This is a genomic window from Psychrosphaera saromensis, assembly GCF_002954545.1.
Classification (GTDB): Bacteria; Pseudomonadota; Gammaproteobacteria; order Enterobacterales; family Alteromonadaceae; genus Psychrosphaera; species Psychrosphaera saromensis.
This window is the reverse complement of record NZ_MSCH01000003.1, coordinates 2,252,087-2,268,709: the sequence shown is the minus strand read 5'-3', so window position 1 is coordinate 2,268,709 and position 16,623 is coordinate 2,252,087. Positions and strand designations below refer to the sequence as shown.

17 protein-coding genes and 3 tRNA genes are annotated in these 16,623 nt (G+C 38.7%); 16 read left to right on the top strand and 4 right to left on the bottom strand.

Annotation, left to right across the window (positions count from 1 at the left end; genetic code table 11):
* Window positions 1–21: 21 nt before the first annotated feature.
* From BTO11_RS10220 to BTO11_RS10195, 6 genes are all read left to right on the top strand, one after another.
* A complete protein-coding gene (locus BTO11_RS10220; RefSeq protein ID WP_105052507.1) occupies window positions 22–489 on the top strand; it encodes an EVE domain-containing protein in 468 nt (155 codons plus the stop codon).
* A 164-nt stretch (window positions 490–653) separates the two neighbouring features.
* A tRNA-Val gene (locus BTO11_RS10215) sits at window positions 654–729 on the top strand.
* Window positions 730–776: 47 nt separating this feature from the next.
* Window positions 777–852 (top strand) — tRNA-Val (locus BTO11_RS10210).
* A gap of 56 nt (window positions 853–908) precedes the next feature.
* Window positions 909–984: transfer RNA gene (locus tag BTO11_RS10205), tRNA-Val, on the top strand.
* A 740-nt stretch (window positions 985–1,724) separates the two neighbouring features.
* A complete protein-coding gene (locus BTO11_RS10200; RefSeq protein WP_105052506.1) occupies window positions 1,725–2,894 on the top strand; it encodes an acyl-CoA dehydrogenase family protein in 1,170 nt (389 codons plus the stop codon).
* An 89-nt stretch (window positions 2,895–2,983) separates the two neighbouring features.
* Entirely contained in the window at window positions 2,984–3,760 is a 777-nt protein-coding gene (locus BTO11_RS10195) for an SDR family NAD(P)-dependent oxidoreductase (protein WP_105052505.1), read from the top strand.
* A gap of 162 nt (window positions 3,761–3,922) precedes the next feature.
* Here the strand turns inward: BTO11_RS10195 and BTO11_RS10190 are convergent, their stop codons facing one another.
* On the bottom strand, window positions 3,923–4,708 hold the full coding sequence (locus tag BTO11_RS10190) for a TatD family hydrolase (RefSeq protein ID WP_105052504.1): 786 nt from the start codon (window positions 4,706–4,708) through the stop codon (window positions 3,923–3,925).
* Between the two features lie 300 nt (window positions 4,709–5,008).
* Here BTO11_RS10190 and BTO11_RS10185 point away from each other — a divergent pair, with 300 nt between their 5' ends.
* Window positions 5,009–5,617: an MlaC/ttg2D family ABC transporter substrate-binding protein gene (locus BTO11_RS10185; protein ID WP_105052503.1), complete on the top strand. Its 609-nt coding sequence runs from the start codon at window positions 5,009–5,011 to the stop codon at window positions 5,615–5,617.
* Between the two features lie 122 nt (window positions 5,618–5,739).
* On the opposite strand, the gene BTO11_RS10180 is transcribed toward BTO11_RS10185, so the two are convergent.
* A complete protein-coding gene (locus BTO11_RS10180) occupies window positions 5,740–5,970 on the bottom strand; it encodes a DUF2789 domain-containing protein (protein ID WP_105052502.1) in 231 nt (76 codons plus the stop codon).
* A gap of 192 nt (window positions 5,971–6,162) precedes the next feature.
* On the opposite strand from BTO11_RS10180, the gene BTO11_RS10175 reads away from it, so the two are divergent.
* On the top strand, window positions 6,163–6,798 hold the full coding sequence (locus BTO11_RS10175; RefSeq protein ID WP_105052501.1) for a GNAT family N-acetyltransferase: 636 nt from the start codon (window positions 6,163–6,165) through the stop codon (window positions 6,796–6,798).
* A gap of 51 nt (window positions 6,799–6,849) precedes the next feature.
* Window positions 6,850–7,185: an Mpo1-like protein gene (locus BTO11_RS10170; RefSeq protein WP_105052500.1), complete on the top strand. Its 336-nt coding sequence runs from the start codon at window positions 6,850–6,852 to the stop codon at window positions 7,183–7,185.
* A 162-nt stretch (window positions 7,186–7,347) separates the two neighbouring features.
* On the opposite strand, the gene BTO11_RS10165 is transcribed toward BTO11_RS10170, so the two are convergent.
* Window positions 7,348–7,659 carry a hypothetical protein gene (locus BTO11_RS10165; protein WP_105052499.1) on the bottom strand — a complete coding sequence of 104 codons (312 nt, stop codon included), beginning with the start codon at window positions 7,657–7,659 and terminating at the stop codon, window positions 7,348–7,350.
* A 435-nt stretch (window positions 7,660–8,094) separates the two neighbouring features.
* Between BTO11_RS10165 and hisG the strand changes: the two genes are divergently transcribed.
* Genes hisG through hisA form a run of 6 tightly spaced genes read left to right on the top strand, consistent with a single transcriptional unit; the run spans window position 8,095 to window position 13,983 of the window.
* Entirely contained in the window at window positions 8,095–8,994 is a 900-nt protein-coding gene (gene hisG / locus BTO11_RS10160; protein WP_105052498.1) for an ATP phosphoribosyltransferase, read from the top strand.
* Between the two features lie 5 nt (window positions 8,995–8,999).
* Window positions 9,000–10,346, top strand: a complete 1,347-nt coding sequence (gene hisD, locus BTO11_RS10155; protein WP_105052497.1) for a histidinol dehydrogenase — start codon at window positions 9,000–9,002, stop codon at window positions 10,344–10,346.
* On the top strand, window positions 10,339–11,472 hold the full coding sequence (hisC, locus tag BTO11_RS10150) for a histidinol-phosphate transaminase (RefSeq protein ID WP_105052496.1): 1,134 nt from the start codon (window positions 10,339–10,341) through the stop codon (window positions 11,470–11,472). Before hisD ends, hisC begins: the two co-directional genes overlap by 8 nt.
* Window positions 11,469–12,542: a bifunctional histidinol-phosphatase/imidazoleglycerol-phosphate dehydratase HisB gene (hisB, locus tag BTO11_RS10145; protein ID WP_105052495.1), complete on the top strand. Its 1,074-nt coding sequence runs from the start codon at window positions 11,469–11,471 to the stop codon at window positions 12,540–12,542. Before hisC ends, hisB begins: the two co-directional genes overlap by 4 nt.
* A complete protein-coding gene (hisH, locus tag BTO11_RS10140; RefSeq protein ID WP_105052494.1) occupies window positions 12,542–13,219 on the top strand; it encodes an imidazole glycerol phosphate synthase subunit HisH in 678 nt (225 codons plus the stop codon). The genes hisB and hisH overlap by 1 nt, the downstream gene beginning before the upstream one ends.
* 2 nt (window positions 13,220–13,221) lie before the next feature.
* Entirely contained in the window at window positions 13,222–13,983 is a 762-nt protein-coding gene (gene hisA, locus BTO11_RS10135) for a 1-(5-phosphoribosyl)-5-[(5-phosphoribosylamino)methylideneamino]imidazole-4-carboxamide isomerase (protein WP_105052493.1), read from the top strand.
* A gap of 401 nt (window positions 13,984–14,384) precedes the next feature.
* On the opposite strand, the gene BTO11_RS10130 is transcribed toward hisA, so the two are convergent.
* Complete coding sequence (locus BTO11_RS10130) at window positions 14,385–14,993, bottom strand: porin family protein (RefSeq protein ID WP_105052492.1); 609 nt, start codon at window positions 14,991–14,993, stop codon at window positions 14,385–14,387.
* 213 nt (window positions 14,994–15,206) lie between these two features.
* Between BTO11_RS10130 and BTO11_RS10125 the strand changes: the two genes are divergently transcribed.
* Window positions 15,207–16,589 (top strand): RCC1 domain-containing protein, encoded by a 1,383-nt coding sequence (locus tag BTO11_RS10125; protein ID WP_105052491.1) that lies wholly within the window; start codon window positions 15,207–15,209, stop codon window positions 16,587–16,589.
* Window positions 16,590–16,623: the final 34 nt, after the last annotated feature.

Here is a 16,623-nt window from a genome sequence, read left to right as displayed (position 1 = left end):
AATTCCATAACTGAGGTAAGTATGAACTACTGGTTGTTTAAATCTGAACCTGACGCTTACAGTCTTAGTGATTTAAAAAACGATAATAATAGTACTGGCCGTTGGGACGGCATCCGCAACTACCAAGCTCGTAACTTATTACGTGATGAAGTAAAAGTGGGGGATCTCGTGTTGTTTTATCATTCAAGTTGCAAAAATATTGGCGTGGCTGGCACAGCAAAAGTCGTGTCTGCTCCCTACCCTGACCCATTGCAATTTAATCCTGAGTCAAAATATTACGATCCTAAGTCCAGCCCAGATAAACCAAGGTGGGTTTGTTTAGATATTCAATATCAACAAGAGTGCATTAAATTTGTTCCTTTACCATTAATTAAAGCGACAAAAGAGTTGGATGAAATGATTTTGGTAAAACGTGGGCGACTTTCGATTCAACCTGTAAGCCCAAATGAATGGAATATAATAATGAAACTTGGAAAACTTGTTTGCTAATATCCGATTAAAGATGCAACAGATTCTACAAATAACAAACGCTTTGACTAAGTTTTAACCGAACAGTAAAAAACTTTTAAATTATAGTTGACTCTAATTAAGGTCTCCCTATAATACGCCCCCACAGAAGCAGCGCAGTTAGTTGCTTATGTGTCGATGAAGTTGGGCGGTTAGCTCAGCTGGGAGAGCATCGCCCTTACAAGGCGAGGGTCACTGGTTCGAGCCCAGTACCGCCCACCAAATTATTTTCCCGAATAATTTGTATCAGCTTCATCAGTATTTAGGTTGGGCGGTTAGCTCAGCTGGGAGAGCATCGCCCTTACAAGGCGAGGGTCACTGGTTCGAGCCCAGTACCGCCCACCAATCTAAATACAATAATTAGTAAATAATGAATTCACTAATTATAACTCCTTGAAAGTGGGCGGTTAGCTCAGCTGGGAGAGCATCGCCCTTACAAGGCGAGGGTCACTGGTTCGATCCCAGTACCGCCCACCACTTTCAAAACAATCAGTATCTTCTTATATGCTATATTATTCAAAAACAGTTCGATCCGCATACACAAGAGCAGCGCCCATCACTTTAAAAACAGTCAAAACAATTCAACACTTTCTGAAAAATCATATTATCCACTAATAGTTCGATCCGCTTACACAAGAGCAGCGCCCACCACTTTCAAAACAGTTCGATCCGCTTACACAAGAGCAGCGCCCAACACTTTCAAAACAGTCAAAACAATCAAAACAATTCAACACTGTCTGAAAAATCATATTATCCACAAATAGTTCGATCCGCCTACACAAGAGCTGCGCCTACCACTTTCAAAACAGTTCGTTCCGCATACACAAGAGCAGCGCCCACCACTTTCAAAACATTCAATACAACTTAATACCATTCAAAACAATTCATCACTTTCTGAAAAATCATATTATCCATAAACAGTTCGATCCGCTTACACAAGAGCAACGCCCATGACTTACTTTTATTGTTTTATTGACTGGATACGTTATGGGCTTTACAGCTAGTAAAAATATCAATACATAATCCAATTCTCTATTTACCGCCCTATTCTTTTCTTTATTAACCTTTTAATGCACATTAACGCCAATGAATGCTGTGGCTAATAATTATAATAAGCGCTACAGAAAGTAATCGTTTTAAACTAGCTCCTTTATATCTATTTATAAATAACGACAGCATATGCATGGGGCTTGTTTAAAACCGACTTGGGGAAAGTAATGAATACAAAGCTCACCGAAGAACAGCAAATGATCCAAGATACGGCTCGTCAATTTGCCCAAAACGAATTATTGCCAAACGCGGCCAAACTAGATGAAGGCTTAGACAAAGGTAATGCACAAGACATCTTATTAACAAATCTAAAACAACTCGCAGAGCTTGGCTTTATGGGATTAAGCATTAATGGCGATTATGGCGGCACAGAAGCTGGCAGCGTTGCCTTTAGTTTAGCCATTACTGAAATTGCTAAAGGGTGTGCATCTACTGCGGTAACAACCTCGGTTACTAATATGGTTGCTGAAGTTATTCAAGCCGTTGGTAATGAAGAACAAAAACAAAAATACATCCCTAAAATTTGTTCAGGTGAATATCCTGCAGCTGGATTTTGCTTGACGGAAACCGAAGCCGGCAGTGACCCTGCAGGAATGAAAACCACTGCAATTAAAGATGGTGATGAATACGTATTAAACGGCTCTAAAATGTTTATCACCAGTGCTGAATACGCCGGAGTTTTTGTTGTTTGGGCAGTGACAGATTCAGCGGCTAAAAAAGGCAAAGGCATTTCTTGTTTCTTAGTGGAAAATGGCACGCCTGGTTTAATCGTCGGCCCTGCTGAACATAAGATGGGACAAAAAGCGTCTGCGACTAATGAAGTACGTTTTGAAGATTGCCGTATTCCAGCCTCTGCATTAATGGGTAAAGAGAATGACGGCTTTAGAGTAGCAGTTGCTGAATTAGCCGGAGGCAGAATTGGTATCGGTTCATTAGCATTAGGCATTGGTTTAGCCGCTATGGATTATGCCCGTGACTATATTGCACAGCGTAAACAGTTTGACCAAGCATTATCTAAATTTCAGGGGCTGCAATGGATGTTAGCCGACAGATACACAGATTTAGAAGCCGCTCGTTTATTATTAATGAATGCAGCCTGTTTAAAAGAACAAGGACAACCTTTTGCTAAACAAGCATCCATGGCTAAGTTATTTGCATCAGAGAAAGCCAATGTGGCCTGTTACGACGCATTACAAATGTTAGGTGGTTATGGCTACATTAAAGAATATCCACTTGAACGTTTAACCCGAGATGTCAGAGTAACGTCTATTTATGAAGGTACAAGTGAAGTTCAGCGTATTGTTATCGCCAGAGAATTATTAAAAGAAATTGCTTAATAAGCTGATTCAGCTCAACTCGAACGAGCACTGAATTAAATAAAGATTAACGCTTATTAAATAAAGATTAAATACAGACAGGAAGAATCATGGACTTGAATAATAAAATTGCCGTAGTCACTGGCGGAGCTTCTGGGCTTGGCCGAGCAACTTGCAGCCAGCTTGTGGCTCAAGGTATTAAAGTAGCGATTTTTGATTTAAACGAAGAAGCCGCAAAACAAGCTGTAGCTGAATTGGGAGAAGAAAACGCAATATACCAAATTGTTGATGTCACCAATGAAGCATCAACTGAGCAAGCCTTTAAAAAGGTAATTGCACATTACAATGCCATTCATATTTGTGTTAACTGTGCCGGTATTGCTCCAGCAGCTAAAGTACTTGACCGTGAAGGCGAGGCAATGCCTTTGTCAAAATTTGCACTGGCCATCAATATTAATTTAATTGGTACCTTTAACATGGCTCGTATTGCAGCGCATTACATGGCTAAAAATGACGTAATGGGAGAAGCATTAGAGCGTGGTGTTATCATCAACACAGCTTCTGTCGCAGGTTATGAAGGGCAAATGGGGCAATCTGCTTATGCAGCCAGTAAAGGCGGTATTATCGCGTTAAGTTTGCCTATGGCACGTGATTTAGCTCGTTCAGGAATAAGAGTAAACGCAATTGCACCAGGGATAATGGGAACACCTATGTTGTTAGGGATGCCTGAAAATGTACAAGAAGGTTTAGTCGCTAACATTCAATTCCCCAAACGTATGGGGCTACCAAAAGAATTTGGCGATCTGGTTGCGCATATTGCTAGCAATGCTTATATCAATGGAGAAACCATTAGATTAGACGGTGCTATTCGCATGCAGCCTAGATAGTTTTAAATGAAGGTTTTAAGGCTGTAGGGCTTGAGGGCTGTAGAGCTTGAAGGATTGAGAGTTTTAAGGTGTGAAGATGAAACGGTCTTCACTTTTTACATATGTCGGTCATTTCATACTAGGGGCTGTTTATGAAAGATAAACAGCCCCTCATATAAAGAACTAAACTTTGGCGGTTTTAAACAACTCTTTAAAGTTATTGGTTGTCACTTCAGCCACTTCATCAACAGAAACACCTTTTAAACCCGCAATAAACTCAGCAACATGTTTCACATAAGCCGGTTGATTTTGTTTACCTCTGTGTGGCATTGGTGCTAAATATGGCGAGTCGGTCTCGACCAACAATCTATCCAATGGTATTTTCTTTACTACTTCTTGTAGTTCAAGTGCATTTTTAAAGGTGACTATGCCAGAAATTGAAATGTAGAAGTTAATATCCAAAGCGGCTTTTGCCATTTCCCAGTTTTCAGTGAAACAATGTAAAACACCACGACATTTGTCAGCTTGATTGCTTTTTAAAATATCTATTGTGTCTTTTCTCGCGTCACGTGTATGGACAATTAACGGTTTATCCATAGTGTTAGCCACATCAATATGATGTTCAAACGAATGCTGTTGCTGTTTAACTGTGTCTTTTGAATAGTAATAATCCAAACCTGTTTCACCAATTGCAACTACTCGAGGTTCACTGGCTAACTCAGCAAGCTGTTCCAACTTAAAGTTTTTATCTTCTCCAACATGCAATGGATGAACACCACAAGAGAATGATACATTTTTGTAAGCCTTGGCTTTTTCAAACATGGATGGAAATTGATCCATAGAAATAGCCACGCACAATAGATGTTTTACATCCGCAGCTTCCGCATTTGTGATCAGTTGTTCAAATTCTATTTGTTCTTTTTCAAGATCTATTCTGTCTAAATGACAATGAGAGTCTATTAATTGCATGCTATTCATAACCAATTGGAAAATATCTGTTGATGTAATTATCCATTATTTAGCACTATAAACCTAGCCCCTCCATTAAAAATAAAGCCTGCAGCTTAGATCTAGATGTGCAGACTTATACTTTCCTTATAACTTAGTTTGATATTAGACTTTACAGACCGATCGGTCGGTTTTATACTTCTCACACTTTAAAAAGACACACAAACTAAATATTTATTTACTTATTGTTTGCATATTCTTTGCTTACTATAACTTACTTATTATTTACTAAATTATTGATTAATCAACGAAGGAGGCTCCATGTTAAAATCATTAACACTCATATTTAGCTTAACTGCTACGACTTTATTGTCCACTTCAAGTCATGCTCTATCGACAGATGTAGAGTCGCCTTATACCTTGATTAAAAATGTAGGCGAACAAGTATTCGCTTCGGTCGGTGAAGCTAAAGCTAATGACCTAATTAACGACGAAAATATGGAATCTATTATTGAGTCTGTATTGATGCCTTATATAGATGTGACTTTTGCATCTTATAAAATACTTGGCCCACAGTTGAAAAAAACAAGCCGAGATCAGCGCACTGAATTTGTACAAGCGATGAAGTTAAACTTAGTTAAAACCTATTCTTCAGCGTTATCTCAATACAATAACCAAACAGTAAGATACGAAGCAGATAGAGATGTTGGTAATAAAAGCATGATCGATATCAAAACTGAACTAGTATCAAAAGAAGCGCCACCTATTAGTATGGTCTTCAAACTACGTAAAAACAGTAAAACGGGCGAATGGAAAGCTTATGATTTAATTGTTGAAGGAATTAGTTTGATTGATGCTAAACGTTCTGAGTTATCAAAACCGCTAAGAACCAAAGGTATTGAATACGTTACTAATATGTTGACTGAATAACCCTATTCCCACTTCTCCTATTTAACTAGTAAAAATTGACATGTGATTGGTTTACCGGCTGAGATTTCAGCCGGATTTTTTTATTCTATATTTCTATTTTATCTATCCAATCTAACAAGCCATTAACTGCGTAGCATAGTATCTAATTGGTCTATTACTTCAGACCAGTCAGAGTCCTCTTGTAACGAATCCGCTATAAAACTAGCTTGCGCGACATTCCAAAACTCAGCATTTTCAATTGCCACCCCATCAGCTATAACACTGGTTTTTATAAAGTTTTCAATTCCAGCTGGAGTATTGTCTAACCCTAGTTGGGCAAATAAAGCAGTAATATCGTGAACAGATGTATCCATAAACTTCCCACCTTTAATAATTTAGTTATTCGAGCTGTACCGTTTTCACTGCAAAGCTTCATTGCAAAAATCAACGCGCCCAAACCTAGTTTTAACATATACTGTTATTCTTGCATACGGGATAAATTTAGTTGGATAATGGCTCAACACTTGTTAGTTTAATAAAAACAATAAAAAAAATAAGGGTATAATATGGATGTCACGCAAAACACGACTGAAAACGACAGCATTAAAGCAATACTACTTAACGCTGAAGACATTAACTTAGCCGCTTCATTATTATTTGTTTCCTACCAAGATGATCCTGTATTTTTAGATATTTTCCAACATAACAAGCCCGACTACGACAAACGACTACGCAGTGCTATCCGTGAAGAATTAGCTGCATTTTGGAAAACCAAACAGCCGATGATAGGGTTATTTTCTGGCGAGCATTTATTAGGTGTCGCTTGTTTAATAGAGCCTCAAGCAGGATTGGAACCCGATAGATTTTGGCATTGGCGTTTAAAAATGATGTTAAGTGCTGGGGTTTTAAGTACCCAAAACATGATTGAAAAAGAAAAGCGTGTGGCTGCCGCCATTCCTTATCAGCATTATCATTTATTAACCTTTATTGCGATACATCCAGACCACCAGCAACACGGTTTGGGCAGTTACTTAATTAAAGCGGTTGATACCATAGTGAACGAAAACAGTATCAGTGAAGGTGTGGCTATCTTTGTCACCAAAGATAAAAACCTAACTTTATTTAATGACGGCAACTACAAAAAATTAGAAACTATTGACGTAGGGAAAGTCACTGGTACCCTAATGTTTAAAAATAAATAGTATTTAAAAATAAATAGTATTTAAAAATAAATAATGTTTGAAGGTAAAAGCATGACAAGTAATAAAATCAGTAGTTTTAGAGAGTTTTATCCGAGCTATTTAAGAGATCACAGTAATTCCACATGCAGAGCATTACACTATATAGGTAGTTTTCTTGTTCTGGCTGTGCTGTTTTTTGCGATATCAACAGCTCAATACCTAATGTTGTGGGTATTGCCCGTTATTGGATACGGATTTGCTTGGGTGGGTCATTTTTTTATAGAGAAGAACAGACCCGCTACTTTTACTTACCCGTTTTATAGTTTGTTGGGAGATTGGGTCATGTTGAAAGACTTTGTAACTGGGCAAATCAATAAAAAATTAAAAGATGCAGGCGTCACCGTCTAAGCACTCGTATTACGCTCTTTCTGACTAGCTTTTCTAATTAGCCTTTCAGCTTCTATTAACTTGAGCATGCAAGTTACAGCGGTTAATGGTTGGAGCTAATAGGCTAGTCAGATAGCTTATACAGACATTTTGTATAAGCAGAGAGCTTGTACAAATAGACAACTAGACAAAAATGTCCAAGTGTTCAACTCCATCTTTGTCTTTATATTTACCTCGACCATGTTCATCTTCGTTTACACGTTCACCATGATCGTTAGCGTCTGATTCTTTTCCTTGATCTTTAGACTGCCCTTTAGTCTCACCTTTATTGTTCTTACTATTTTGTTCAGGCTTTTCTTGATTAGGGTTAGGGTCGTCATCTTCAATACGTTTCACTTTCGCATCTTTAGCAACCTTAGCTAAATGATAGGCATCTATTTTATCTGGGTCACTCGGTATTGGCCTAGTGAGTACATTGTATATAATATCTGTCATTATCATTCTCCGTTCACTATCTACAGAATAAACTATTGAATAGATGGTTTTTGGATGGCCTTGTTAAATTGCTTGTGACTACTGTGCCATAAACCATCTACTTTATGTGGTTAATATTAAGTTAACCTTACTTAATTGTACATTTATCGACCGATATTCTTTTTTTTCAAATTTTTTATGTTTCGTTATAAAAAAAGGGTTGCAATAAATTCGCTCACGACTTAATTTAGCGTCTCAATTTAAAGAATATAAAGAAGTAAGAATAATGAAAACTAATTTTAACTGGCATCATCATTTTCCATCGGAATAGTTTTCAGCTTATTTCGCTGGCGGCTATTTGAAAAATAGAAGCCTCCAGCAAAAAATCATATAAAACCCTGGAGGCCAATCTTCAGGGTTTTTTTCGTTTTAAACAGTAAATAATTGGACAACAAAATGACAGACACAACTAGATTAAGAATTGCGATACAAAAGAAAGGTAGATTAAGCGACGAGTCTATTAAATTATTAAAAGCGATTGGTGTAAAACTATCAATCCGCGATCGCCTTCTTATCGCACATTCAACCAACTTACCTATCGACTTATTATTAGTACGTGACGACGATATCCCAGGCCTAGTTATGGACGGTATTGCCGACCTAGGTTTCATTGGTGAAAATGAATTAGAAGAAAAGATGTTAGAACGTCAAACATCTAATGAGCCTGCTGAATATCAAGTATTAAAACGTTTGGAATACGGCGGCTGTCGTTTATCAATCGCAGTACCAAATGAATTTGACTATAAAGGCATAGAGTCTTTTGAAGGCAAGCGCATTGCAACTACTTACCCTCAGTTGCTTAAACGTTATTTACAAGAAAAGAACGTAAATGCATCGCCAGTTATGTTAACGGGCTCTGTTGAAGTAGCACCACGCGCTGGTATTGCCGACGCAATTTGTGACCTAGTTTCTACTGGTGCAACATTAGAAGCCAACGGCTTATATGAAGCGCTTGAAATTTTCCAGTCAAAAGCCGTATTAATTCAAAAATCAGCGCCGTTAGATGGCGACAAACAAGCGTTAGTAGATACGTTATTACCAAGGATCAACGGCGTAATGCAAGCCAAAGAATCTAAGTACATTATGTTACACGCGCCTAAATCTAAATTAGAGCAAGTTAAAGACTTATTACCGGGTGCTGAAAACCCAACGGTATTACCACTATCTGGTAACGACGAGTTAGTTGCTATTCACGTAGTAAGTAAAGAAACGCTATTTTGGGTAACGATGGAACAATTAAAGAAATTAGGTTGTACATCAATTCTTGTTATGCCAATTGAAAAAATGATGGGGTAACTTTCATGATTGTTTGGCAACAATTATCTGAGCAAGAACAGCAACGAGCATTACAACGCCCGGTTATGACTAACAAACAAGGTTTGTCTGACGCGGTAGCGCAACTGATAGCTCAAGTAAGAAAAGAAGGCGACAACGCCCTTCTCTCACTGACTGAAAAGTTTGACGGTATTAAGTTAGACCAGGTTGCGTTAAGTCCGGCTCAACATGCCAAGTCACTTTCATTGTTAACCGATGAAACTAAAGCGGCTATTGAGCTGGCTTATAACAATATTGCTGTGTTTCATAAAGCACAAATAGCTAACGATATTAGTATTGAAACCAGTGACGGTGTGGTTTGTGAATTGATCACAAAAGCGATTAGTTCGGTTGGGCTTTATATCCCAGGTGGCAGCGCACCGTTACCATCTACGGTATTAATGTTAGGCGTACCGGCGCAAATTGCTGGTTGTAAACGAGTGGTGTTATGCACGCCACCTGATACATCAGAAAATAACTTTGGTGGCATTACTGCTGAGATTTTATATGCCGCGCAATTGTGTGGCATTACTGAAATATATCGAGTGGGTGGCGCACAAGCTGTAGCCGCATTAGCTTACGGTACAGACTCAATTGCAGCAGTAGATAAAATCTTTGGTCCTGGCAACAGCTTTGTAACAGAAGCTAAACAGCAAGTTAACCAAGACAGCCAAGGTGCGGTTATCGACATGCCAGCAGGCCCTTCTGAAGTGTTAGTGATTGCTGACGAGTTTGCTAATCCTGTGTTTATTGCTGCCGACTTATTGTCGCAAGCAGAACACGGTCCAGACTCACAGGTTATTTTGGTTTGTGATAACAAGGCAGTAATAGAGCAAGTTCAAGTTCAACTTGAGCAACAGCTAACGTTATTACCTCGTGTGGACATAGCTAAAAAGGCATTGGCCAACAGCCAATTAATTTTAACCGACAGCTTAGCGCAGTCGATTGAGATCAGTAACTCGTATGCACCTGAGCATTTAATTGTACAAACAGAAAACCCTAGAGCTTTATTACCTGAGTTAGACAATGCCGCGTCTATCTTCCTTGGTGCTTATACACCGGAAAGCGCAGGCGATTACGCCAGTGGCACTAACCACGTACTACCAACTTATGGTTATTCAAAAGTACTAAGTTCATTAAACTTGGCTGACTTTAATCGTAAATTCACCGTGCAAGAAGTATCAAAACAAGGCATGAGTAATATTGGCCCAGCCATTATGACACTTGCTAAAGCCGAAGGCTTAGATGCTCACAGACTTGCCGTGAAAGTGCGCCTTGATCAAATTAAACAAGATAAGATTAAAGAAGATCTGAAAGAGAACAACAATGACTGATTTAGTAAATAAATTAATCAGAACCGAATTAAAAGATTTGGTTCCATACGAGTCGGCTCGTCGTTTATTCTCCATGGCAAATGCCGCAGAGGTTGAAACAACTTGGCTTAACGCAAACGAAAACCCATACGTTCCTACGGTGTCCATTAACCCAGAAATGTATAACCGTTATCCAGACTTTCAGCCAGAACCTTTAATCAAAGGTTATGCAAATTATGCCGGTGTTTTACCAGAGCAAGTGTTAGCCACTCGTGGTGCTGACGAAGGTATTGAATTACTCATTCGTACCTTTTGTAGTTCAAATGACAACATTATCATTTGTCCGCCGACTTACGGTATGTACGCTATCAGTGCCAAAACACATGGTTGTGGTGTAATTACAGTTCCTTTGTTAGAAATACATGGGCTAGAAAAAGCCGCATCAAATACCAGCAGCTTGCAATTAGACGTGGAAACCATTTTAGCCAATAAACAAAAGGCTAACTTAATTTTCATTTGCTGCCCCAATAACCCAACGGGTGACTTAGTTAACACCGCTGACATCATTAACATTATTGAGTCAACAGCAGACGATTGCATTGTGGTATTGGACGAGGCTTATATCGAGTTTTGTGCTGAGGCCACCAGCGTCTCATTAATTAACAAATACGATAATGTCGTTGTACTGCGTACCTTATCAAAAGCATTTGGTTTAGCCGGATTACGTTGTGGTTTTACTTTAACCAACAACAATATAATGGATGCCTTAAAAAAGGTGATTGCGCCCTACCCAATTTCTGCACCTGTGGCACAAATTGCAGCGCAAACATTATCACCAGATGGCATTAACTGGATGAAAAGCAAAGTGGCAGAGCTTAATGCCCTGCGCGATAGTTTTATAACAAACGCCAAAACGTGGTCGTTTGTCGAAAAAGTCTATCCGTCACAAACTAACTTTGTATTATTAAAGCTAAACAGCAAATTAACGGCTGCAACGGCCATGCAAACATTCCAGCAACAAAACGTATTATTAAGAGATCAATCCAAACAATTAATGTTGGAAAACACCATACGCGTTTCTATTGGTAACCAACAACAAATGGAACTGGTCAATTCTATATTTTCAAAGGTTGAACAATCACTATGACAACAAAGCAAAGAATCTTATTTATCGACCGTGACGGCACGTTAGTAGAAGAGCCAAAAATAGATAAGCAACTAGACACCTTAGAAAAGCTAGTATTTGAACCTATGGTTATTCCAGTTCTTATTCGTCTACAAGCTAAAGGTTATAAACTGGTAATGGTCTCTAACCAGGATGGACTTGGTACAGATGCATTCCCACAAGCCGACTTTGATACGCCACATGACAAGATGATGGAAGTATTTAAAACCCAAGGCGTTACCTTTGACGACGTGCTTATTTGTCCGCATTTTGATCACGAAAACTGCAGCTGCCGTAAACCAAACCTAGGTTTAGTGAAAGATTACCTACAAAAAGGCTTAATTGATTTCACCGACTCATTTGTTATTGGCGACCGTGAAACCGACATTCAACTTGCTGAAAATATGGGTATTGTTGGTATTAAATACGACCCTGTTGACAACAACTGGTTGAAGATAGAACAAAGCTTTGCCAAAAAAGGCCGTACCGCCAAGGTTGTACGTACTACCTCTGAAACCGACATTAACGTATTTGTTGATTTAGACTCTACAGAAAAGCCAGTGATCAACACTGGTATGGGCTTTTTTGATCACATGCTAGATCAAATCGCCACTCACGGTGGTTTCTACTTAAACTTAACCACTGACGGTGACTTGCACATTGACGATCATCATTCAGTAGAAGATACCGCCCTAGCCTTGGGTGACGCGTTAAAACAAGCTCTTGGTGACAAACGTGGCATTGGCCGTTTTGGTTTTGCCCTTCCAATGGATGAATGCAAAGCAGAAGCAACGTTAGATATTTCTGGTCGTCCATTTTTAGTATTTAATGCCGACTTTACCCAAGAACGTGTTGGTGAATTATCTACTCAAATGATTGAGCACTTCTTCTACTCGTTAACGCAAACAATGGCTGTGACCTTGCACTTGAGCACAACCAAAGGCAATGCGCATCACCAGGTAGAAAGCCTGTTTAAAGTATTTGGCCGCGCTTTACGCCAAGCCATAAAAGTAGAAGGCGATGTATTACCGTCAACTAAAGGGGCTTTGTAATGGCGCTTGATAAATCATCTCTTGATAAATCATCTCTTGATAGCAAAGAAAGCGAACAAAAAATCGTTATCATCGACACGGGCTGCGCCAATATTTCTTCGGTTAAATTTGCCGTTGAGCGTTTAGGTGTAACGGTGACCGTCTCTGACGATCCAAGTGTAATACTCAGTGCCGACAAAGTGTTTTTACCGGGCGTAGGTTCAGCCTCTTCAGCCATGAGTAACATAAAGCAAAAAGCATTGGTTGAAACCATTCAGCAAATAACCAAACCTGTTTTGGGCATTTGCTTGGGCATGCAATTAATGACTGAGTTTTCTAACGAAGTGCCAGGCAGCCACATTGCCAGCAACATTACCGAAAGCGTGGATTGTTTAAACCTAATTCCAACAGAAGTGTCACGTATGGATACCGCTGATTTGGTTTCCCCTCACATGGGTTGGAACCAAATCAAAGTTGAAAAAGATAACCCGTTATTTGCAGGTATTGCCGATGGCAGTTACTTCTACTTTGTTCATAGCTTTTGCGCGCCAGTGTCGCAATACACCTTAGCCAGCTGTGAATACGGCCAAGCGTTTTCTGCGGCCATTGGTAACAACAACTTTTACGGTGTGCAATTCCACCCTGAACGCAGCGGTGACGCAGGCGCAACTTTATTACAAAACTTTATTCGGATGTAAACATGATCATTCCAGCGATAGATTTAATTGACGGCTCAGTGGTTCGTCTTTATCAAGGCGATTACGCACAAAAAACAGAATACAGCGTAGACCCAGTAACACTGGTAAACCAATACGCCGACGAAGGCGCTAAATGGTTACACATAGTTGATTTAACAGGCGCAAAAGACACAAGTAAACGTCAGCTAACCTTAATCAAAGCCATGGCCGACAGCAAACGCATGCAGTTCCAAGCTGGCGGCGGTGTAAGAACAGAAGATGACGTGAAACAGTTATTAGCCTCAGGCGTAAGCCGTGTGGTCATTGGCTCGTTAGCGGTACAAGAACCTGAACTCGTAAAAAGCTGGATCAACAAATACGGCACAGAAGCCATAGTGTTAGCGCTTGATATCAACATAAACCAAGACGGTAAAAAGTGCATAGCCACACACGGCTGGCAAAAAAACTCAGGCGTAGAGCTTGAGCCGTTAGTAAATGACTTCTTATCGGTAGGTTTAAAACATGTATTGTGTACCGACATAGACAAAGACGGCACATTACAAGGTCCAAACCAACAGCTATACAAAGAACTAGCAGCACAGTTCCCAACCATCAGCTGGCAAGCCTCTGGCGGCATTAGCTGCTTGGATGACATAACACAGCTTAAACCATCGTTAATCGGCTCAGGCACCGACAACGCCACACCTAGTGGCGTCATATTAGGTCGTTCATTGTTGGAAGGTAAGTTTACTGTGTCTCAAGCGTTAAGTACTTGGCAGAAATAGTTGCGAGTTGCGAAAAAAGCTTAATTGAAAGACTTAAATAAAAAAAGTAGATCAGCTAACACTATCTGCTTTTTTTGTTTTTACATTTAAGAAGTGTCTACTTTTACATCGTGAGAAACTGATAGAGCTATTTCGCCCCTCGGCGCAGGTTGTCAGTTCCAGACACAACCTGCCACTTCAAGGATGAAGGGATGTCATCAAGACATGGATGTTTTATTGAGGACCGCCGGAGGTGAAACAGTCTTTTTATTTTAATTTTCTAGATATTGGACGTTGCTTTAGCTTTTAATTTAGATAAAGACAGGAAAGCTAGAAGCTGTGAAGTTTTAAACTGGATTTAAAAGCAGATCAACTAACCTTATCTGCTTTGCTCTTTGAGTTTTTTAAAATCAGACTGGATGTTAAAAATTATATTGAGCAGAAAAGTTAATTGAATTAATAGTTCTGCCAAAAGAATCTAGACCCGTAACGCCATCATTTTCATAAAGAGGGCCATCATTTAACTCGTAATGAAAGCTAAGCTGGTGAGTTTTCAGCTTGAAAGAATAGGTGATATTGGGAGTATTTACATAAGTATAATTTATCCCAACAGTGCCAAACAAGCTCAATGGAGCATTACTTGTTGTGTTTATTGTTTTGCCTTCAACATTAAATTTTTCACTATAGATTGTATTGTGAATACCTAAACCTAGAGTTAATTCAACGCCAGTATTATCTATAGGTAAAATACCATAAGTTGTTACTCCTACAGATTCTATTTCTACGTGATCTAAAACTGAGTTGTCATTGTCATATTTACCCCAATTAGTATATTGCAACTCAATAGAGATATAACGGTTAGGTTTAAAACCTGCAAAAATATCCTTACTCACGCTACTTCTTTCTGCCGTATCATCGGTATATAAAGTGTGACCTACACCTAATCCTGCATACCAATGATTACGTTCGGCGCCTTCTGCTAAAGATAAGCAACTGACAAATAAAGTAGTCATGGTCAGTAATAATTTCATTTAATGTTCCTAAAAAAGTTATATATTTTTATATCGAATATATGCCATGTGCAATTTGTGTTAAAAGTTAATCAAGGTCAAGTGAAATCAAATTATTGCGCCGTTAATATACTAAAAATGTATCACTATCGTTTTGTTATTATTCACATAATATATTAAAGTGACTCAATAAAAGTACCTTCACTTACCATAAAAGGACGTCCTAGGATTAAAATGAGTATTATAAAAAAAAGTCTAACGGCTATAATTTGTTGTTTTATTTTATCCAGTTGCATAGATGAGCATGTCACCTATATAGGAGATGTCGCCACAATCACTCCTAATTATTATGCATTTGCGGCAATTAAAACTGATGGTTCAGTTGTTGCTTGGGGTAAGCGTTCCTCCGGAGGTGATATATCTAATGTTAGTCACAAGTTAAAAGCAAATGTTAGCCAAATTTTTTCTACAAAATATGCTTTTGCAGCGCTTAAAAATGATGGTTCTGTAGTTACTTGGGGAGGTTCTAACAGCGGTATTGCTGGAACCAATGGTGATATGTTAACGAATAACGTTACCCATATTTATAGTAACTCTGCTGCATTTGCCGCTTTAAAAAGTAATGGTTCAGTGGTTGCATGGGGAGATTTAAGTTCTGGTGGTAGCACCAGCTCTGTTGCTTCAGAGCTTACCAGTAATGTCACCAAAATATATTCTACCCTTCATGCTTTTGCTGCATTAAAAAGTGATGGTTCCGTAGTTACTTGGGGGAGTAGTGATTATGGAGGTAGCTCGCCTTCTCATTTATTAACCGAAAATGTTATTGATATTTATACTAATGAAAATGTTTTTGTCGCTTTAAAATCTGACGGTTCCATTATTACCTGGGGAAATGCTGAGAATGGTGGAGATAAAGGCATCTACAGTTATATCAATAATGAGACAATATTATCAGGTGATGTTACAAACGAGTTATCAGGTAATGTTGTTAAAATTTTATCCACAAATAAATTTTTTGCAGCTGTGAAAACAGATGGTTCCGTTATTTTTTGGGGAACTGTTGGCGATATTGCAGAGGTTGCAGATCAGTTAATTAACGATGTTAGTAATGTATATGCCTTTAAATATGCTTTTGCCGCATTAAAGACAGATGGCTCAGCTGTTTTTTGGGAAAATTCAAATACCGAGTATTATTATGCAACTGAAGAAGACATTGATTTTGTAAAGAACGCTTCAAATATACTTGGCAATAATATAGTGGATATTTATTCGACTGATGCATACTACTTTCGAGATTTTACGGTTTTAAAAGCAGATGGTAGCCTTTTCACTTGGGGAAATTATAACTTGAGTGAAGCCGATGAAGCCATTATCAATGATAACGATATAGGTATTAATAAAATTTCACACTATGTTACTAGTCCCTATACTGATATGGATGACTATGTCGCTTTAAAAAGTGATGGCTCTGTTATTACTTGGGATAGTAATTCAGTAGGCTTTCAAGATGCTGAAATGGCAAATTTTCTAACAAGCGGTGTCGTAGAGATATATTCAAACAATAATCTTTTTGTTGCTTTAAAAGAAAATGGTTTAGCGATTACTTGGATGGATTAATTTTAATAAGTGGGGTCAGAGTCTGACCCCTTTT